Here is a 19992-nt window from a genome sequence, read left to right as displayed (position 1 = left end):
CAGGTCAAGCGGCGAGGTCATAACGGGACATGACCTCGTCCGTTGCTCAGTTCATCGTGAAATTGAACTTGTAGCTGGCGGAAATGCCGATCAGCAGCTGGTTGCGGTCGCCGCGCTCGCGCACGAGGCTGCTGTCGGCGGCGGGGCCGGTGAGCCGGGTATATTCGAGGAAGGTGCTGGTGGTCCAGTTCTGCGAGGCCTTCCAGGTCAGGGCGCCCCCGAAACCGACGGATTTGACGCCGCCGCCGGGCTTGTAGCCGCTGAGGCCGGACGCGGCCGATTCGCGCGCATTGACGCCGTAATAGGCGTCGAAATAGTCGCTGCTGGCGAGCGTCATGCGCGGACCGGCCGAGGCGCGAAGCTCCGGCGTGATGTCGGTAAAGGCATCGACCGCGGCATCGGCGACGACGCCGCTATGGGCGCGAATACCCTGGCGGACTTCGACGCGGGCGCGCAGCCAGTCCGTCGGATAGGCTTCGGCAAAGCCACCGGCTTCCACACCCCACTTGACCTTCTTCAATCCTCTCAGCTCGTGGCCGTCGCCGCTATCGCGGCTCGGTACGAACTTGCCGACGATGCCGATGCGGAACGCGTCGCTTTCGATGAGAGCAAAGGAGGGATTGTCGTTGCGCGAGGAAAAGCGTGGGCCAGGACCCTGCCGGCCGATCGAGACCAGCGGCGACCATTGCAGCTTGTTGTGCTTGCCGCCTTCGAACTTCGGCGCAGAGAAACCGGCCGCACCGACGCTTAGGTACCAGTCACCCGACCAGAAATGCTGACCGTCACCCGCCTCGGCAGCGCCGGCATAGGCGACGACGGAGAGGCCACCAATGAAAAGGAACCTTAACTTTGCTAACACAACGAAACTCCATGATACGCAATACAAAGGACCATATGGCCCGAGAGTTGCCTCAAATTATGCGGATCGCGTTACCGCTCCCTTAACCACAAGACGGAGAATCCAGTCAGAACATCAAATTCAGGTTGCTCGACCGAATGCCATTCGACATGCGCCGACCTATCGTGCTGATTTAATTTCTGTATAAAATACTCAATCGTGGGTAATGGCCGAGGCTTGCCGGACACCCGCGATCTCACAGCCCCCAATTTCAAAAGATGAGAAACGAATGAAGACCGTATCCCTGATCTCCCTGGGTCTGATCCTCAGCGCCGGCATGGCCCTTTCCGGCTGCGTCGGCACTCCGATCGGCGGGGCGAAGCAAAGCCAGTTTTCCCGCCAAATCGCGCCGGGGAAAAAGACGAAGATCACGAGCGCTTCTCTTGTGAAACAGGACTGCACCTTTGCAGGGTTCCCCTACACCGGTGTCGTCAAGGCACCTGCGCATGGCAAGATCGACATCGAGCACGGTCCGGTCACGGCAAAGTTTCCGAAAGACAGCAATGCCTATCTTTGCTCCGGCAAGTCAGTCCAGGGGAACATTATCTACTACACGCCGAACCCCGGCTTTTCAGGCACCGATCAATTCACGCTGCGACTGACGGGATTGAACACCGACGGTACGGTGCAGGACGGCACTTTCACCGTCCATGTCGGCAAATGATGATTTTGCCGGCGGGTGGAGTATGAATGGAAAGGCCGGACCGTGGGTTCCCGCGGTCCGGCCTTATCAAACGGCGCTATGACAGAGGCTCAGAATGTCACCTTCTCCAAAGGTGCACGCCCTGCCTCGAACTCCTTCAGCTTCGCCTCGCGCTCCGCGATGTAGTTGCGGTTGTCGGGGACGGCGAACTGATTCTTGGTGATCTGCAGCTGCATGATGAAAAGCTCATCCCAGCGGAAGCCCATTTCCGAACCGGCCAGATAGAATTCCCACATGCGGAAGAATTTTTCGTCGTAGAGCGCGACGGCATCGGCCTTGCGCGCCACGAAGCGATTGCGCCAGTGCCTCAGCGTATAGGCATAGTGCATCGGCAGGGTCTCGACGTCTCTGGTGAGCAATCCAGCCTTTTCGAGCGGCGGCGTGGTCTCGCCGATCGACGGAATGTAGCCGCCCGGGAAGATATACTTCTCGATGAAGGCGTTGGTGGCAAAGCTCGGCTTCGGTCGTGCGATGGAATGCAGCAGCATGACGCCGTTATCGTCAAGCAGCTCCGAGACCTTGCGGAAGAACTTGCCATAGTCGCCGATGCCGACATGCTCGAACATGCCGACCGAGACGATGCGGTCGAACTTCTTGCCGGTCATGTAGCGATAGTCCTGCAGCTCGAAGCGGACGCGATCGGAAAGGCCGCGTTTGGCCGCCCGCTCGCGCGATACTTTCAGCTGCTCTTCGCTGAGGGTGATGCCCGTTACGTCAAGACCGGGATAGGCCTCGGCGAGATACATGGCCATGCCACCCCAGCCGGAGCCGATCTCCAGCACCTTCTGGCCGGGCTCGACCAGCAGCTTTGCAGCGATGTGACGCTTCTTGGCAACCTGCGCTTCATAGAGGCTGATACCTGGCGGATTGAAATAGGCGCAGGAATATTGCCAGTCCTCATCGAGGAAGAGATCGAACAGTTTCGCCGACAGGTCATAGTGATGCGCAACATTGTACTTGTTGCGGTTAATCGGCGAGCGGCTCTTGATCTGCTGCCAGGCAATGCGGCCGATCAGCAGCGCCACCATGCGGAAATCGAAGATCTCATTGGTGGTATTCTGCTTCACCAGCGACAGGAACTCGTAGATGTCCCCCTGCTCGATGATGAAGCGGCCCTCCATGTACATCTCGCCGAGCTTGAGCGTCGGATCGCGCGCAACGGCATCTTCCGCCTGCTGATCGGCAAAGCGGACGGCAACCGTCTCTCCCGTTCCGTCGCCGACCAGATGGGTCTCGCCGGATGCGAGTGTAAGTTTGAGTGAACCTTTACGGATGATTTTCTTGACGAGAGAAAAGAGTGCCGACGCCATGGACGCCCCGAATGTTATGACATGACATTAAGGCAGACTCTAACGCCTCACAGCATTGTGGCAAGCTTACCTTTGGACAGTCATTGGCACTCTGACAACAACGCTGCCAGAGTGTGACATTCTTGCACGAAGTTCTGCTAAGTCCTTATTTTCGCTTGAGTGCGTCGGCCAAGGCGGCTCCAAAACTACCCTGCTGTTCGACCTTCGGACGGGCATTTGCCTTAACCCCAGCGTTGCGCGCACCGGCCTGCTCGCGCGAGTCCCGCCCAGATGGGGCCGCCACAGTGCTGCCATCTTTGCGCATGGAAAGGCCGATTCGCTTGCGCTTGGCGTCGACTTCCACGACCCTGACCTTGACGACGTCGCCGGCCTTCACGACCTCGTGCGGGTCCTTGATGAAGCGATCCGCCAGCTGCGAGACGTGCACCAAACCGTCCTGATGGACGCCTATATCGACGAAGGCACCAAAGGCGGCGACGTTGGTGACGGTTCCTTCCAACAGCATTCCGGGCTTGAGGTCGCTGATCTCGTTGACGCCCTCCGCAAAGGTTGCGGTCTTGAAGCTCGGGCGCGGATCTCGGCCAGGCTTTTCCAGTTCGGCGATGATATCTCGCACGGTCGGCAGGCCGAACTTGTCGTCGATGAACTGCCTGGGATCGATGGCCTTCAGCATTGCCGTATCGCCCATCAGCGTGCGGAGATCACGACCACAGGCAGCGACGATCTTCTTTGCCACACCATAGGCTTCCGGGTGCACCGAAGAAGCGTCGAGCGGCTCCTTGCCGTTCGGGATACGCAGGAAGCCAGCGCATTGCTCGAAGGTACGCTGGCCGAGACGGGCGACCTTCAGAAGATCGCGCCGCGTCTCGAATGCGCCTTCGCCATCACGATGCCTGACGATCGCCTCGGCGATCGAAGGCCCAAGGCCCGAAACGCGGGCAAGCAGCGGTGCCGAGGCCGTGTTCAGATCGACACCGACGGCATTCACCGCGTCCTCGACCACGGCATCCAGCGAGCGCGACAGCTTCTGCTGATCGACATCGTGCTGGTACTGGCCGACGCCGATCGATTTCGGCTCGATCTTCACCAGTTCCGCCAGCGGGTCCTGCAGGCGGCGGGCGATGGAGACAGCGCCGCGCAACGAAACATCGAGGCCGGGGAATTCGAGCGCTGCGGTTTCCGAGGCAGAATAGACCGAAGCGCCGGCTTCGGAGACGATAACCTTGGTCGGCTTCGGCGCTGGCAGGTCCGCCAGCATGTCGGCCACCAGCTTCTCGGTCTCGCGGCTGCCGGTGCCGTTGCCGATGGCGATCAGCTCGACCTTGTGCTTGCAGATGAGCGAGGCCAGTGCGGCCTGTGTGCCGCGCACATCGTTCTTCGGTGGGAAAGGATAGACCGTCGTCGTCTCCAGGAGCTTGCCCGTGCCGTCGACGACAGCAACCTTGACGCCGGTGCGGATGCCCGGATCGAGGCCCATGGTGGCGCGCGAACCCGCGGGCGCTGCCAGCAGCAGATCCTTCAGATTGCGGGCGAAGACATGGATCGCCTCCTCCTCTGCCCTCTCCCGTAGCTCGCGCATCAGGTCGAGCGACAGCGACATCGAGAGCTTCACGCGCCAGGTCCAGCTCGCAACTTCCGTCAGCCAGCGGTCACCGGGCCGGCTCGTGCCGATATCATAGGCCGTGGTGACCATGCGCTCGACCGGCTTGTTCGGCGAGACGGCGTCTGTGTCGACGTCGATGGTCAGCGTCAGCACCTCTTCGTTCCAGCCGCGCAGCATGGCAAGTGCGCGATGACCCGGCGCCGTCGCCCAGCGCTCCTGATGGGCGAAATAATCGGAGAACTTGGCGCCTGCTTCCTGCTTGCCATCAACGACGGCGGCCTTCAGCGTGGCGCTGGTCTTCATGTAGTTACGGAGCTTACCGAGCAGGTCGGCATTTTCGGCAATGCCTTCGGCGATGATATCGCGCGCGCCTTCCAGTGCCGTCTTCACGTCGGGCACATCGGCGGTCGTGAAGCCTTCGGCGAGAACAGCGGGCTCCTTCGAACGATCGGCGAGGATCGTGTCGGCCAAGGGGCCAAGGCCGCGCTCCCTGGCAATCTCGGCACGCGTGCGGCGCTTCGGCTTATAGGGCAGATAAAGGTCTTCCAGCTCGGACTTGGTGGCAACCGTGGTGACCTTGCCCATCAGCTCATCGGTCATCTTGCCCTGGCTGGTGATGGATTCGATGATAGCGGCGCGGCGGGCTTCCAATTCTCGCAGATAGACCAGGCGTTCCGATAGGGTCCGAAGCTGCGTATCGTCGAGGCCGCCGGTCACCTCCTTGCGGTAGCGGGCAATGAAGGGCACCGTTGCGCCTTCGTCCAAAAGCTCGATAGCGGCCTTGGCCTGATCCGGGCGGGAGTTGATCTCGGCGGCGATGGTAGCAGCAAGGGAACGAATATCAGCGGCCATGTGTCTCTCTGAACTGAACGAGCGTAAAGGGGACCATAAGCACGATCCCGCGGACATAAGAAGCGGTTTTCGCCACGGAACACACCAATCCGGGCGCGGAGATGGCGTGGAAGGCGAAGCTGCATCCGCTTTAGCGAGATAAAAAGGCATGGCAATGTTGCCGGCCCTGCCTCCACAGGAATTGCCGCTTGACCTTTGGCTCAACCCCCCTTAACCGCGCAAAGGACGCAACGAAAGGGCAAGCCATGAGAGTTCTGTTGATCGGATCGGGCGGACGCGAGCACGCACTGGCCTGGAAACTGGCGCAATCGCCTCTCATGACGGAATTCTATGCGGCGCCGGGCAATCCCGGCATCGCCGAGCATGCGACGCTTGCGGCACTCGATGTCGACGATCACGATGCCGTCGTTGCCTTCTGCAAGGAAAAATCCATCGACTTTGTCGTGGTCGGCCCGGAGGCGCCTTTGGTCGCCGGCATTGCCGATGTCCTGCGTGCCGCCGACATTACCGTCTTCGGTCCTTCCGCAGCAGCAGCCCAGCTCGAAGGGTCCAAGGGCTTCACCAAGGATATCTGCGCCCGCTACGATATTCCCACGGGCGCGTACCAGCGTTTCAACAACGGCCCGAAGGCGAAGGCCTATGTCCGCGCTCAAGGCGCGCCGATCGTCGTGAAGGCAGATGGGCTTGCGGCGGGCAAGGGCGTCACCGTTGCCATGACCGTCGACGAAGCGCTTGCCGCGATCGACGATTGCTTCGAGGGCGCATTCGGCGAGGCCGGCGCGGAAGTGGTGATCGAGGCCTATCTCGATGGCGAGGAGGCGAGCTTCTTCTGCCTCTGCGACGGCAAGCATGCGCTGGCGCTTGCAACCGCCCAGGACCACAAGCGCGTCGGCGATGGCGATACCGGCCCGAACACCGGCGGCATGGGCGCTTATTCCCCCGCCCCCGTGATGACTCCCGATATGGTCGAGCGCACCATGAAGGAGATCATCGAGCCGACGATGCGCGGCATGGCAGAAAGCGGCCATCCATTCAGCGGCGTCTTCTTCGCCGGACTGATGATCACCGCCAAGGGACCGGAGCTGATCGAATACAATGTCCGCTTCGGCGATCCCGAATGCCAGGTGCTGATGATGCGGCTGAAGAGCGATCTGCTGCCACTGCTCGTTGCCTGCGCCAACGGCACGCTGGATCAGATAACGGCCGAATGGCGTGACGACCCGGCGCTGACCGTCGTCATGGCCTCGCAGGGCTATCCCGGCTCCTATGCCAAGAACACGCCGATCGCGGCGCTGCCGATAGGCGGCGAGGGCGAGAAAGTGTTCCATGCCGGCACAGGCCTGAAGGACGGCGCTCTCGTCGCGACGGGCGGGCGCGTCCTCAACATTACGGCAACCGGCAAGACGGTGGGCGAAGCAAAAGAACGTGTCTATGCCCTCGCCGGCAAGGTGAAATGGGATAACGGCTTCTATCGCAATGATATCGGATGGCGTGCAGTGGAGCGCGAAAAGTAAACATCACTGCGGCTCTGCAATCGCAAGTCCATTAAATTTTTACCTAATCTCCTGACGGGATGGAAATAAAGCTACACTAATGTCTTCGTCACTATAGGCGGAGTTCTCGGTTATGCGTTCCTTCTTTCTGACCTTGGCATGCGTACTGGCCGGAGGCTCCGCCATGGCCTCGTCGATCCAGCCGATCGACGGCACGATGATCGGCGGCAGAGGCAGCATTATCGACAAGAGCTGCGCCGACTGCCCTCCGCTCAAGCCGCCGGTCACGGAAAAGGAATATAGCGTGCCGACGCTGGAGCCCGGCACCCAATCGGTCGTCGTGCGCGATATCGATGGTCAGAAAAGAGTCGTGCGCACCGAAGCATGGATGGGCGGCTCGCCTGTTACCTTCGTCAGCAAACCCACACCCGAAGCGCTCGCAGCCGCAGGTGAGCCCGTCGACGGCATCGACATGACGGCTCAGACGGCAGCCTTGCCGAACTCCTCCACAGCGCGCGAACCTGCGCCGCTCGATATCTCCGGCTTCCAGCTTCGCCAATAGTCTGGCAACTCATTCCCGGCAGCGTTTGTTTGCTTGCCGAATGCAGGAAAGCGTTCGCGTGTTTGAAATATAGATCTCTAATATTCGGCGTATCTAAATAAATTGTTCGAAACTCCAGCGTCATTACAGTTGTTCTCAAGTCAAAATAAGTATTACTTATGATCCAAGAACATATCCCCGGTTTCATTTGCGAACAAATACAACCAAGCCCCTACAATTAAAGCTTTTTTAGACATAAACAGCGATTTTACTGTCCACCGGACAGCAGCATGTCATTCAAGCGGCGGCAAGCGTATTGGGATTTTCTCAGGCGATCGCACAGGCGGTAGGAAACCGCACCGGTATTCACCCCTGTGGGAGGCCCCATGAAGAATCTCAAGATTTCACATCAATTATTTGCCCTGCTCGGTGTTCTGATGGCGGCCTTCGCGGTGGCCACTTATTTCCAGATCAGATCCCAGGCCGATTCCATTTACGACGACCGCTTTGACATGCTGCGCACGCAGGTCGAATCCGGCATCTCGGTTTTGAACCAGTATTATCAGCGCGAGAAATCCGGCGAGATGACGCATGAGGCCGCCCAGGCCGAGGCGTTCAAGGTGCTGTCGCATGTGAGCTTCACGCCATCAGGCTATTTCTTCGGCTTCGATTACAACGTTATCCAGCGTATTCATCCGAGCCCGGTCAATATCGGCAAGGACATGTCCTCGCAAGTCGACAAGAACGGCACCCATTTCAGCAAGGAAATGGTGGAAAAGGCCATCAAGGGCGGCGGCCGCACCATCTATTACTGGAACAAGCCCGGCCACCCCGACAGCGACTTCTTCCTGAAGGGCAGCTATTCGGCAGCATTCGCGCCCTGGCAGATCGTTCTGGGATGCGGCGTCTACATGGATGACCTGCAGGACCAGATCAATGCCACCATGTGGCGTGCGCTCATGATCTGCGGCATCGTCTTCCTGGTCGGCATCGGCGCCGCCTTCTACTTCATCCGCGGCATCACCAAGCCGCTCGGCGATGTCCATGCAGCCCTCAAGGCCGTGGCCGACGAAGACGTGAAGACCGCCATCCCGCATACCGAGATGCGCAACGAAATCGGCTTGATGGCGAAGGCGACCCAGGCGCTGCAAGAAAAGATTCGCGAACGTCACGCGCTCGCCGACCGTCAGGCGGCGCAGGAACTTGAAATCAGCAACGAGCGCGAACAGAACCTGCGCCAGCAGCAGGACGAGGCCCAGGAACAGGCGCGTGTCGTCTCCGTTATCGGCAAGTCGCTCGAGGATCTCGCTCGCGGCGACCTGACGGTGCGTTGCGGCGATCTCGGCGCCAGCTACGCCGGCCTTCGCAACAACTTCAACGAGGCGCTATCGCATCTCGAAGCTGCGATGGGTCGTGTCAACTCCAAGGGCAACGACATCGGCCTCAGCAAGGAGGAGATCCGTCGCGCTTCCAACGAACTATCGCAGCGCACCGAGCGCCAGGCCGCCAGCCTGGAAGAGACCTCGGCTGCACTCGATGAGCTCACCGTCGCCGTCCGTCAGACCGCTGAAGGTGCCGATGAAGCCAGCAAGCGCGTCCATGCCGTCAGCGCCGAAGCATCGCGCAGCGATGCCGTGGTTGCCCAGGCGATCGAAGCGATGAGCGGCATCGAGAAGTCTTCGGCCGAAATCGGCAAGATCATCGGCGTCATCGACGAGATCGCCTTCCAGACCAATTTGCTGGCGCTCAACGCCGGCGTGGAAGCGGCTCGTGCCGGCGAATCCGGCAAGGGCTTTGCGGTCGTTGCCCAGGAAGTGCGCGAACTCGCCCAGCGCTCCGCGGCAGCCGCCAAGGAGATCAAGGACCAGATCGCCCGCTCCTCCGGCCAGGTCGACCAGGGCGTTCGCCTCGTCGGCGAGGCAGGCGAAGCGCTGAAGCGCATCTCCGATCAGATCAAGGCCGCCAACGAGATCGTCTCAAAGATCGCCCACAGCGCCTCCGAGCAGGACACCACGCTACGCTCGATCTCCTCTTCGATGAACCAGCTCGATGCCGCCACGCAGCAGAACGCCGCCATGGCCGAAGAGACCACCGCATCGGCCGAGACGCTCGCCGCCGACACGGAAGATCTTCTTGCACTTATCCGCGGCTTCCGCGTCAACGATGGCCATCCGGCTGCGGATCATCGTCGCAGGGCCGCCTGAGCGCGAGACACAACGACAAAAAGCGAAACCGCCGGGCTTGCGTCCGGCGGTTTTTTAATTGGCTGCTATGGATGTATCAGTCGATCAGTGCCAGCCGTTCGACCAACCTGTCGATCTCGCGATCGGAATAGACTTCGATGCCGGCCTGCTTGAGCAATGCCGCCGTGACGCCCATGCCATTCTGCCGGCCGCCGGAAAATGAGCCGTCATAGATGAAGCCGGAGCCGCAGGACGGGCTGCCGTCGATCAAGAGAGCGTAGCAACAACCGGTTTCCGTTGCGAGCGCCAGCGCATTTTCCGCCGCCTGGCGAAATTCGGCCGTAACATCACCGCCGGTGATCTCCATTACCTTTGCTGTGCCGGCCAGCACATCCTTGCCGGTAGCGCCGCCAGCAATCTCGGCTGGCGGCCTTGGAACCACCATGCCCGCCGACATCTCCGGGCAGATCGTCACCAACAGCCCCTCCTCGCGCCAGCGATCGATCGCCGGATGGACAAGCGGCTTGGAACGGCCGTCGTAGCGGACGGCATGGCCCATGAGGCAGGCGCTGACGAGGATCTTTCCGGTCATCGCGCCCCCATGTCTTATCCCGCGATCTTCGAGAAGTCGGCGACGGTGCCGGTCGCCTCGCGGATCAGGCGCAGCAATGCCAGGCGATTGGCCCGGATGGCGGCGTCTTCATCGTTGACGAGCACGTCCTCGAAGAAGCGGTCGACCGGCGCGCGCAGCTTGGAAAGGGCTGCCATGGCCGAGCGGAAATCTTCCTTGGCAATTGCGTCGGAAGCCTCGGCGGAGGCAGCCTTCACGGCGGCGAAGAGATCCTTTTCCGCATCGAGCTTCAGCAGGGCTTCCGAAACGCTATCGGCAACGACGGTGCCCTTCTTCTCTTCGGCAGCGAGAAGCTGGGTGGCGCGCTTGGTGCCGGCGAGCAGGTTCTTGCCGTCCTCGGAGGTGATGAAGGCGGTCAGCGCCTCGACGCGACGGGCGACCATCAGCAGATCGTCAGTCTCCGGCGTCAGCACGGCGTCTATCAGGTCGTGGCGAGCGCCAAGATCGCGGAGATAAACCTTGAGACGATCATGGAAGAAAGCGAGTAGGTCGGCATCCTTGGTGGTTGCGAGCAGCGGCAGGCGCACGCCGCGCTCCAGAAGGATGCGGACGACGCCAAGCGCGGCACGGCGCAACGCGTAGGGGTCCTTCGAGCCCGTTGGCTTTTCGTCGATCGCCCAGAAGCCGACGAGCGTATCCAGCTTGTCAGCGAGCGCGACCGTGATGGCGACTTTGTCCTCGGGGACGCGGTCGGAGGGACCTTGCGGCTTGTAGTGATCTTCGATCGCCGTCGCCACGGACGCGTTCTCGCCCTGCAGCGACGCATATTTGCGGCCCATGACGCCCTGCAGCTCGGGGAACTCGCCGACGGCTTCGGTGCGCAGATCGGCCTTGGCGAGCACGACGGCGCGGTCGGCCAGAGCGGCATCGGCGCCGGTGATCTTGGCGAGGTCAGCGGCCAGCGCACGGATGCGGGCGACACGTTCGCCCTGGCTGCCGAGCTTGGCGTGGAAGGTGACGTTCAACGCATCGAGCTTGGCCATGCGCTGGTCGAGCGGCTTCTTCAGATCGAGACCGAATTTTTTAGCCGAGGCTTCCAGCGTTTCGAGATCGGGCAGATCGCCCTGGTCGCGCTTCCAGAAGTGCAGCGCGTCGGACAGACGGGCGCGCACGACCTTGCCGTTGCCGTGGATGATTTCCTTGCCGCCATCCGTCGCCTGAATATTGGCGACGAGGATGAAGCGGTTGGATAGCGTCTCCCCGGCCTGTGGCCGGGTGACGAAACACTTCTGGTTAGTCTTGATGGTCAGACGGATGATTTCCGACGGGATCGACAAATAATCCTCCTCGAAGGAGCCCATCAGTACCTGCGGCCACTCGACAAGACCGGAGACTTCCTCCAGCAGGCCTTCGTCCTCGACCAGCTCGAGGCCATTGGCAAAGGCGACATCACGGGCATCATGCAGGATGATATCCTTGCGGCGCTCCGCATCGAGCACAACGTAGGCCTTTTCCAGGCTCGAGGCATAGTCTTCGAAACGCTTGACGGTGATCGGGCCTGGCGCATGGAAGCGATGGCCATAGGTCACGTTCGAGGCGACGATGCCGTCGATCTCGAAGGGGATGACGACGGTTTCTTCATGCTCGGTGCCGAAGGTGCAGACGATCGACTGCAGCGGGCGCACCCAGCGCAGCGAGCCGGGTTTTACCGAGGCCTTGCCCCAGCGCATCGACTTCGGCCAGGGGAAATTTCTTATGATGTCGGGCATGACCGCAGCAACGATTTCCTCGGCGGAACGGCCAGGCTTGGAAATGATCGCGACGTAGAAATCGCCCTTTTTTGGATCGCTCTGGACCTGTGCTTCCGAAACCGAAGAAAGGCCTGCACCGCGCAAAAAGCCTTCGATCGCCTTCTCGTTGGCATCGGTGCGCGGTCCCTTGCGCTCCTCGCGCACATCGGCCGAGCGCGCCGTCAGGCCGCGGATATCGAGCGTGAGGCGCCGCGGCGTCCAATATTCCCTGGCACCTTCATAGGAAAGACCCGCTTCGACCAGGGCATCGGTCACCAGCTTCTTCAGGTCGCCGGCAGCCTTGCGCTGCATACGGGCGGGAATTTCCTCGGAGCGGAGTTCGAGAAGGAGATCGGGCATGTCAAGGTTCCTCACCCTCCCCTTGAGAGAGAGGGTCGGCACGGCGTGCCGGAGTGGGGTGAAAATAGTCGGCCTCTGCTAGCAAAATTTGCCGCTGCTGCACAATGGCAAATATCGTATCCAGGACGGCCTCGACCTCATCCATGACCTCGGCATTCCAGAATCGGACCACGTGATAGCCTTGGCCTTCAAGAAAGGCCGTCCGCTCGGCATCGTAACGTCTTGCCGCATCCTCAGCATGTTGACTGCCGTCAAGCTCGATGATCAGGCCGATCTGATGACAGGCGAAATCAGCAAAATAGCGCCCGATCGGAACCTGCCGGCGAAAGTGGGTGCCCTCGATCGGGATGCGCCACAGATGCTTCCAAAGCTTGGCTTCCGCATCGGTCGAACCGGCTCGCAGACGGCGGCTGTTGGCGATTTTGAAGCGATCGAGCTTGGAGGGTTTTTGGGGCATCAGGGTATCCATCTGTTGAAGACACAAAATTGATGCGCCGCGATCTACACCCTCCCCTTGAGGGGGAGGGTCGGCCGAAGGCCGGGGTGGGGTGATTGCGATAACCTCCACAGCCAAACAATAGTCACCCCCACCCGCCGCTTTGCGGCGACCTCCCCCCTCAAGGGGGAGGTGGTCAATTACCACCCTCCGCCGCCGCCACCGCCGCCACCGCCGCCGGAGGACCCGCCGCCACCTCCACCGCCGCCGAAAGCGGACGATGAGCTCGATGCCGGCGCAGGAATGGTCGAGGCGATGGTGGAGGCCATCGAGGAGGAGAAATCGCCGATCGTTCCGCCGATATTGCCGGGGTTGAAATTGCCGGAATACCAGACCGGCGCATAGGCGGCTGCTACGGTTGCTCCTGCGGCTGTGGCAAGCCAATTCTCGAAGGCACTCGACCAGGGCTTTTCGACACCGAGCGCGACTGCATAGGGCAGCAGCTTTTCGAAATGCTGCGGCGACATCTGCGGTGCGCCCTGCATGTTCATGCGGTCACGCTCGGCAAGCGTCAGATATTGCCTGAGGCCGGCGATGCCATCCATCATCTTGCGTCCGAGCGGCGTCGGCGCGCCCATCAGGAAATAGAAGACGACGTTGAGCGCGAAAATGCCGACAATGCCGGCCACTAGCGGCAGCAGGCCGGCTTCCCATAGCGGCACGACGGCTACGGCAAAACCGTTGACGATAGCCGATACCAGGATGAAGCCGAAGAAGGCGCAGATCAAAACGGAAATAATTCGCTGGCCGAGGCCGGCATTGTGGCGCCGGAATCGCCGGCCGATGATGCTGGCAAAGATCGTCACGAAGACCGACAGGAAGCCGGGCATGAGGATCAGCGGCACCACATTTTCATGCAGCCGCCCGAAAATGATGATGGAGGCCAGGATGAAGATCGACAGGGCAACACCGCCGATAATGTAGAGCGAATTGGCCTTGTAATATTCGCCGCGATGATCGCGCTCGATGGCGCTGCGGAACTTCGCGCCGAGCCGCTGCACCGCCTCGCCGTTTTCCCTGTCGATGACAAGCGGAGAGAATGGCCCAACGGCCTGCATCAGCACCTTGTCGCCGCCGCCGAGATCGCTGCCTGCCTTGCCTGACGGACGGATGACCAGTTTTTTCTGCAGGTCGTCGAGGATCACATAGCCGCGCACGGCAAGATCGATCGCCGTTGCCGAGAACGCCGTCCAGCCGGAACTGCCGAAACCCTTGTTGTCGATATAGTTCACTAGCGCCGGAGAGATGCCTTCGGGCGGGTCCCAGCGCGGGACCATGACGCCCGCCGGAGGATCTCGGCCGACGGCGATCCAGCTTCGCATGTAATAGGCAAACAGCAGGATCAACCCGCCGATGGCAATGATCGTATCGAGATGATCCCGAAGGAACCACCCCCATTGCCGGCTGTCGCTCGGCGGCGCAATTACTCCCTTCGCCAGCTTGATGGCGATCGTCAGGCCTTCAGCCGTGGCGAGCGGCCTGGTCGTGACGAAAGCCACCGTATTGCCCTGCGCGCTCGCACTTGCGTTCTTGTCAGTGGCGCCGAGTGGCCCGGTGAAGAAGGCAAGCTGCTGCGGCTGCACGCCATCCGGCAGCGTCACCACCGCCTTGGCATTGATGATCGGGAACACCCAGCCATTGCCGGTCACGTTCCAGTACAGCTCATCGTGATCGTCGAAATAACGCATCTGCCTGTCGGTGTCGTAGGTGATGCGGAATGTGTGCAGGCCCGGGTTGAGGCTTCTGTCGGCGTTGCCGATATAGATGCGCTCGCCGCCGCTGATGCGCTCGCTGCGCCAATCCTCCGGCTGGCCGTCACGCTCGACAGAGACGACCTTGAAATCCACCTCAATCTCGCGGCCGTTGGCATCGGTCATAACAAGCGGAAAATCCCGGAAGATGCCGCGGCGGATGCTTCGGCCCTCGGCATTGACGGAGATCGTCTCGACGACCCGCATGGAACCGTCACGATGGAGGACGATTGCCTGATCGAAACTGGTGATGAGCTCGGCTGCCGCCACCGCCGTTGCGCAAAGCAGCAGGCACAGAGCCAGGAAGAACCCGCAAAGCCGTGTCATCACTCCCCCAAAGGACGGCTGCGACGCCGTTGTCGGCGCCGCTTCACGTCAGGAATATGCCTGCGCTCAGCCCTCCCTAAGATGGCGGAGCGTCAGTCTTCGTAAGCGACTCCAAGCGAAGCCAGCACGTTCCAATAGGACGGGAAGGTTTTGGCGACGCAATCGGGGTCGAGAATGGTGATGCCGCCGATTTTCAGGCCGGCGAGCGCAAAGCTCATGGCGATGCGGTGATCGGCGAAACTGTCGATCTCCGCCGGCAGGACCTTGCCGGCGAGACCCGGATCGGATGCGACGATCAGATCGTCACCCTCTTCCGTGCCGAGGTTCGGAACGATGCGCGACAGGCCGCTCGACAGCGCACGAATACGATCGCATTCCTTGACGCGCAGGTTTTCGATGCCGACGAAGCGCACCGGCGTTTCGTTGAAGGCGGCGAGAACGGCGAGCGTCGGGATGGCATCCTGCATCTGCGAACCGTCGATGACGGCCGGAAGATGCGGGAATTTCGAGATCAGATCATAGGCCTTTGCGTCCGGCTGCGAGAACTGCTCGGCCGGCGTGCCAAGATCGATCCTGCCGCCGCTCAGCACTTCGGCCGCCCAGAGATAGGTTGCCGCAGAGGCATCCGGCTCGATCAGGAAATCGGCCGCATGATAGCCGGTGGGCTCGACACGCCAGGCGACCGGGCTCACGCGCTCGACCTTGGCGCCGAAAGCGCGCATGGCCGCGACCGTCAGGTCGATATAGCCGAGGGCGCCGATATGCTCGCCCAGTAGCTCGACATCGACGGCGCGGTCGCCACCGGCGGCCATCATCAACAGCGCCGAGACATACTGGCTGGACAGGCCACCATCGATCTGCACGCGGCTAGCCTCGAAGCGGCCGGTGCCGTTGATGGTGACGGGCGGGCAGCCAGTTTCCGTGGAGGCATCGACGCCGAGCGAGCGCAATGCGTCGACGAGCGGGCCGATCGGCCGCTTGCGCATATGGGCGTCACCATCGACGATGACCTTGCCTTCGACCAGAGCGGCGGCAGCCGTCAGGAAGCGCGTCGCCGTGCCGGCATTGCCGAGGAAAAGCGGGGCAGCCGGCGCCTGCAGCTTTCCGCTGCCGGTGACGATGAACGTGGTATCGTCGGGCTCGTCGATGACAACGCCCATGGCGCGCAGCGCTTCGGCCATATAGCGGGTATCGTCGCTCTTCAGCGCGCCGGTCAGCCGGCTCGTGCCCTTGGCAAGGCCTGCGAGCAGCAGTGCGCGGTTGGTGATCGACTTCGATCCCGGCGGCATGGCGCGTCCGGTCAAAGGCTTGCCCGGCGGGATAATCGTGAGTTTGGCTCTACCCATCATCATTCTCTTTGGTCAGTCAAGAAGGCGGCCGATGGCCGGCGGTCGGCATCCTTTACCGCCTTGCATGAAAAACCGATAGCGGAAATCTCAGAACTTTACCGTGGGAACGGCGCGATCGGCCTCGTTGGTCACCTCGAAATAGGCCTTCTTGACGAAGCCGAAGGGGCCGGCGATGAGATTGTTCGGGAAGGACTCGACCTTGACGTTCAGATCGCGTGCGGCACCGTTATAATAGCGGCGGGACATCTGGATCTCGCCTTCCACGCCTTCCAGCGAGCGCTGTAATTCGAGGAAGTTCGTATTGGCTTTGAGATCGGGATAGGCTTCCGCGAGCGCAATCACGCGGCCGAGTGCCTGCGACAGCAAGCCTTCCACCTGGCCGCGAGCCGCAACATCCCCTGCGGGCACGGCCTGTGCCTTGTTGCGCAGCTCCACAACCTCTTCCAGGGTCTGGCGCTCATGGCCGGCATAGCCTTTGACCGTCTCGACCAGATTGGGGATGAGATCGGCACGGCGCTTCAACTGCACGTCGATGCCGGACCACGCCTCTTCGGCAACCTGGCGCGCACGAACGAGCCCGTTATAGACGAAGACGGCATAGAGCGCGGCCAGAACTATGATCGCGAGAAGAATATACATCTGGAATCCCCTGGGCGACTGCAACCACAAGGACAGTAGGCAGATTTGCCGGCAATGTCACCCGGCTTAACGATCATGCGGCAGCGAGACCGGGTCATCGTAACCCGATCCTGGGGACATCCGCCTTGAGATTGTTCGGAAAGCATATCCCGTTATCGCAGCTTTTGGGAGCGCAAGCATCCTGCGCTCTCCGGCCGCAATTCAGGCTTACGCGGCCTGCTGGTTCCAGTTGACGCCGCCGGCATCGGTCAGCAGGAAGGCTTCGCCGCAGGCCTTGGCAAGCGTGCGCACGCGCAGGATGTAGCTTTGGCGTTCCGTCACCGAGATGACGCCGCGGGCATCGAGCAGGTTGAAGACATGGCTCGCCTTGATGCACTGGTCATAGGCCGGAAAAACGCACTTGTGCAGGCGATGGTTATCGCTGTCGCCGGGCGCGCCGGCCGCCAGCAATGCCTGACACTCCTTCTCGGCATCGATGAAATGGCGATGCAGCATCTCGGTATTGGCATATTCGAAATTATGCCGGGAATATTCCTGCTCGGCCTGCAGGAAGACATCGCCATAGGTGATCTTGTCTTCGCCTTCGAGACCATTGAAATTCAGGTCATAGACGCTGTCGACACCCTGCACATAGGTCGCAAGACGCTCCAGACCGTAGGTCAGTTCGCCGGCGACCGGCGCACATTCGATGCCGCAGACCTGCTGGAAATAGGTGAACTGCGAGACTTCCATGCCGTCGCACCAGCATTCCCAGCCGAGGCCCCAAGCGCCGAGCGTCGGGCTTTCCCAATCGTCCTCGACGAAACGGATATCATGCAGCAGCGGATCAAGGCCGATCGCTTTCAGCGAGCCGAGATAGAGCTCCTGCAGGTTCGGCGGATTGGGCTTCAGGATGACCTGATACTGGTAATAATGCTGCAGGCGGTTCGGGTTTTCACCGTAGCGACCGTCGGACGGACGGCGGGACGGCTGGACATAGGCGGCCCGCCATGGCTTCGGACCCAGCGAACGCAGCGTGGTCGCTGGATGGAACGTGCCTGCACCGACTTCCATGTCGTAGGGCTGCAGAACCGCGCAACCCTTGTCAGCCCAGTAATTGTGCAGCGTCAGGATCAGCGCCTGAAAGGAGCGCTTCGGGTTCATGTGGTCGGGCACGTTGGCAGTCATGGGATCCGCTACTATCTGCTTGATGTGGATTGCCGCGACAGGTGCCACGATGGAAGACAAGGGTCAAGGTTTTTGCGCTGCCGGGCACAAGGACATTGCATTTGCGGCGGTGCAGAGAATGGTCTGTCAGTGAAAAGGGTTGACGATCGTTAGTTGCTTTTCGACCAGCAGGCCATCGTGCAAGTCCTCCGAATGATATCGCGTACAACCAGCCTCTATCGCGGCAGCAACCATGGTCGCATCATAGAAGGAGAAATTATACCGCTCGACGAGTTGCAGAGCAGCTAGCGTGATTTTCTCACTCACCGGAATGACGTTCGCGGACAATTTCACTATAGCCTCAACCGCCTCGCGAATATCCCCCCATGGCATGTGGAGCTTCTTGCGTCCGACATTGGCAAATTCGTTGAGCGCTTGTGCGCCTACCACGAACGGCTGCGCCAAGAGAGCCTGCGCCCTTTCCGCCCTATGATCTTCCATTAAAGCGTATAGAAGAACATTCGTATCGAGGAAGTCCAAGACCGGACGCATTAGCGCGAATTGGCCTCGTCGCGATCAAACTTCCAATCCGAGGGAAGCTTGAGCTTGAACGATTTGATCTTTTCCAAAGCTCTCTGCCGGCTGTCATCCCGCTCTATTTCGAAAGCGTTACCTTTGCCGATGCGAACGACGATGTCGTCGCCTTCCTTCAGATCCAACGCGTCGGCAACGGACGAAGGAATGCGAATGGCCAAACTATTCCCCCATTTCGCTACCTGCATGAAGCACCTCTCATGATATACATAAGAAAATGTATATCATGAATTTGAATGCAGCGCAATTCGACCCTACTCATCCTCGCGCTTCACGTGATACTCGCCGGTCTTCGGGTCCTTGACCAACGTCCCCATCGCGCCGGTGCGGCGTTCCGTTTCGGCGCGGCGGGATTTTTCGGCAAGCCGCTGAGCGTCGCGGACGAAACGCCGATACAAGAACCAGATGCCGCCAATGGCGACGATGAAAAAGATGATCTGGGGCATTACCCAGCGCTCCCGATTACAATCCGTATCGGCCCCACAATGCCTTTTCCTCTGCTGCTTCGGCAAGCCCGGATGCAAGGCCGGCACCGATACCATCCATGCCGCCAAGCGAGATGCCTGGAGCCTTGCGGCCGAAAAGGCTGCGCGGCGTGGTGACCAGCGTCAGCTTGACCTTGTCGCCGAAGCGCTTCCTCAACTCCTGGCGCATGTCGCCGAGACCGTCGATCAGGCCGAGCTCCAGTCCGCGGCTTCCCGTCCAGAACAGGCCGGAGAACACCGTCTCGTCGGCCGAGAGCTTTCCTGTGCGCCGTTCGAGCACCATATCGATGAAGACCTTATGGATCTCCAGCTGCAGGCTCTTCAGATATTCGATGTCCTTTTCCTTCTCCGGCTGGAAGGGATCGAGGATCGCCTTGTTAGCGCCGGCTGTATAGACGCGGCGCTCGACGCCGATCTTCTTCAGCAGCTCCGGAAAGCCGAAGCCGCCGGAGACGACGCCGATCGAACCGACGATGGAGGTCGCATCGGCGATGATCTCATCACCCGCCAGCGCAATCATGTAGCCACCGGAGGCCGCGACATCCTCGACGAAGACCAGGACTTTCTTGTTTTTCTCGGCGGCGAGATCGCGGATGCGATTGTAGATCATCCGCGACTGCACCGGAGAACCGCCCGGCGAATTGACGACGATGGCAACGGCTGGCGCCGTCTTCATGTTGAAGGCCTTTTCGAGCGCCTGCGACACGCCTGCAAGGTTGAGCGATTGCCGCAGCGGCCCTCCACCGGAAGAGATGACGCCGCTCAGGCGGACGACGGGTACGATCACCTCCTCCTTGCGGAAGCGCTTCGGAAGCATGCGTCTCAAGAACCCAACCATTCGTCATCCCTGAATCATGATGTTTGCTGCCCCGTGATGTATGCATGGAAACGGCAAACGCAA

18 protein-coding genes are annotated in these 19992 nt (G+C 60.8%); 4 read left to right on the top strand and 14 right to left on the bottom strand.

Features of this window, described 5'->3' with window-relative positions; all coding sequences use genetic code 11:
• Window positions 1-46: 46 nt before the first annotated feature.
• Window positions 47-832 (bottom strand): MipA/OmpV family protein, encoded by a 786-nt coding sequence (locus tag GA0061103_RS08545; protein ID WP_092711182.1) that lies wholly within the window; start codon window positions 830-832, stop codon window positions 47-49.
• Window positions 833-1127: 295 nt separating this feature from the next.
• On the opposite strand from GA0061103_RS08545, the gene GA0061103_RS08540 reads away from it, so the two are divergent.
• On the top strand, window positions 1128-1562 hold the full coding sequence (locus GA0061103_RS08540; RefSeq protein ID WP_092709612.1) for a hypothetical protein: 435 nt from the start codon (window positions 1128-1130) through the stop codon (window positions 1560-1562).
• Between the two features lie 89 nt (window positions 1563-1651).
• On the opposite strand, the gene GA0061103_RS08535 is transcribed toward GA0061103_RS08540, so the two are convergent.
• A complete protein-coding gene (locus GA0061103_RS08535; RefSeq protein WP_092709609.1) occupies window positions 1652-2911 on the bottom strand; it encodes a cyclopropane fatty acid synthase in 1260 nt (419 codons plus the stop codon).
• A gap of 145 nt (window positions 2912-3056) precedes the next feature.
• Window positions 3057-5366, bottom strand: a complete 2310-nt coding sequence (locus GA0061103_RS08530; protein WP_092709606.1) for a Tex family protein — start codon at window positions 5364-5366, stop codon at window positions 3057-3059.
• Between the two features lie 245 nt (window positions 5367-5611).
• Here GA0061103_RS08530 and purD point away from each other — a divergent pair, with 245 nt between their 5' ends.
• The 3 genes from purD (at window position 5612) to GA0061103_RS08515 (ending at window position 9604) form a co-directional block, all read left to right on the top strand.
• Window positions 5612-6880 carry a phosphoribosylamine--glycine ligase gene (purD, locus tag GA0061103_RS08525; protein ID WP_092709603.1) on the top strand — a complete coding sequence of 423 codons (1269 nt, stop codon included), beginning with the start codon at window positions 5612-5614 and terminating at the stop codon, window positions 6878-6880.
• A gap of 112 nt (window positions 6881-6992) precedes the next feature.
• Window positions 6993-7421: a plant virulence effector HPE1-like domain-containing protein gene (locus tag GA0061103_RS08520; protein ID WP_092709600.1), complete on the top strand. Its 429-nt coding sequence runs from the start codon at window positions 6993-6995 to the stop codon at window positions 7419-7421.
• Window positions 7422-7786: 365 nt separating this feature from the next.
• Window positions 7787-9604 (top strand): methyl-accepting chemotaxis protein, encoded by a 1818-nt coding sequence (locus GA0061103_RS08515; RefSeq protein WP_092709597.1) that lies wholly within the window; start codon window positions 7787-7789, stop codon window positions 9602-9604.
• Between the two features lie 76 nt (window positions 9605-9680).
• Here the strand turns inward: GA0061103_RS08515 and GA0061103_RS08510 are convergent, their stop codons facing one another.
• From GA0061103_RS08510 to GA0061103_RS08460, 11 genes are all read right to left on the bottom strand, one after another.
• Window positions 9681-10175: a 2-thiouracil desulfurase family protein gene (locus GA0061103_RS08510; protein ID WP_092709594.1), complete on the bottom strand. Its 495-nt coding sequence runs from the start codon at window positions 10173-10175 to the stop codon at window positions 9681-9683.
• Between the two features lie 14 nt (window positions 10176-10189).
• The gene (gene glyS / locus GA0061103_RS08505) at window positions 10190-12304 is read right to left on the bottom strand and encodes a glycine--tRNA ligase subunit beta (RefSeq protein WP_092709591.1); all 2115 of its coding nucleotides are present in this window, start codon (window positions 12302-12304) and stop codon (window positions 10190-10192) included.
• A 1-nt stretch (window position 12305) separates the two neighbouring features.
• Window positions 12306-12773, bottom strand: a complete 468-nt coding sequence (locus tag GA0061103_RS08500) for an endonuclease domain-containing protein (RefSeq protein WP_245304710.1) — start codon at window positions 12771-12773, stop codon at window positions 12306-12308.
• A 167-nt stretch (window positions 12774-12940) separates the two neighbouring features.
• Window positions 12941-14881: a DUF2207 domain-containing protein gene (locus tag GA0061103_RS08495; protein ID WP_425349478.1), complete on the bottom strand. Its 1941-nt coding sequence runs from the start codon at window positions 14879-14881 to the stop codon at window positions 12941-12943.
• 89 nt (window positions 14882-14970) lie between these two features.
• Entirely contained in the window at window positions 14971-16227 is a 1257-nt protein-coding gene (locus GA0061103_RS08490; protein ID WP_208603510.1) for a 3-phosphoshikimate 1-carboxyvinyltransferase, read from the bottom strand.
• 87 nt (window positions 16228-16314) lie between these two features.
• Window positions 16315-16866: a LemA family protein gene (locus GA0061103_RS08485; RefSeq protein WP_092709585.1), complete on the bottom strand. Its 552-nt coding sequence runs from the start codon at window positions 16864-16866 to the stop codon at window positions 16315-16317.
• A 207-nt stretch (window positions 16867-17073) separates the two neighbouring features.
• Window positions 17074-18033: a glycine--tRNA ligase subunit alpha gene (locus tag GA0061103_RS08480; protein ID WP_092709582.1), complete on the bottom strand. Its 960-nt coding sequence runs from the start codon at window positions 18031-18033 to the stop codon at window positions 17074-17076.
• A 126-nt stretch (window positions 18034-18159) separates the two neighbouring features.
• Entirely contained in the window at window positions 18160-18552 is a 393-nt protein-coding gene (locus tag GA0061103_RS08475) for a PIN domain-containing protein (RefSeq protein ID WP_167376547.1), read from the bottom strand.
• Window positions 18553-18563: 11 nt separating this feature from the next.
• On the bottom strand, window positions 18564-18767 hold the full coding sequence (locus tag GA0061103_RS08470; protein ID WP_245304709.1) for an AbrB/MazE/SpoVT family DNA-binding domain-containing protein: 204 nt from the start codon (window positions 18765-18767) through the stop codon (window positions 18564-18566).
• Window positions 18768-18860: 93 nt separating this feature from the next.
• Complete coding sequence (locus GA0061103_RS08465; RefSeq protein ID WP_092709572.1) at window positions 18861-19052, bottom strand: hypothetical protein; 192 nt, start codon at window positions 19050-19052, stop codon at window positions 18861-18863.
• 16 nt (window positions 19053-19068) lie between these two features.
• Complete coding sequence (locus GA0061103_RS08460) at window positions 19069-19929, bottom strand: S49 family peptidase (protein WP_092709569.1); 861 nt, start codon at window positions 19927-19929, stop codon at window positions 19069-19071.
• Between the last annotated feature and the right edge of the window lie 63 nt (window positions 19930-19992).

Source organism: Martinezella multihospitum (assembly GCF_900094585.1).
Lineage (GTDB): Bacteria > Pseudomonadota > Alphaproteobacteria > Rhizobiales > Rhizobiaceae > Rhizobium > Rhizobium multihospitium.
This window is presented reverse-complemented; position numbering and strand designations above follow the sequence as displayed.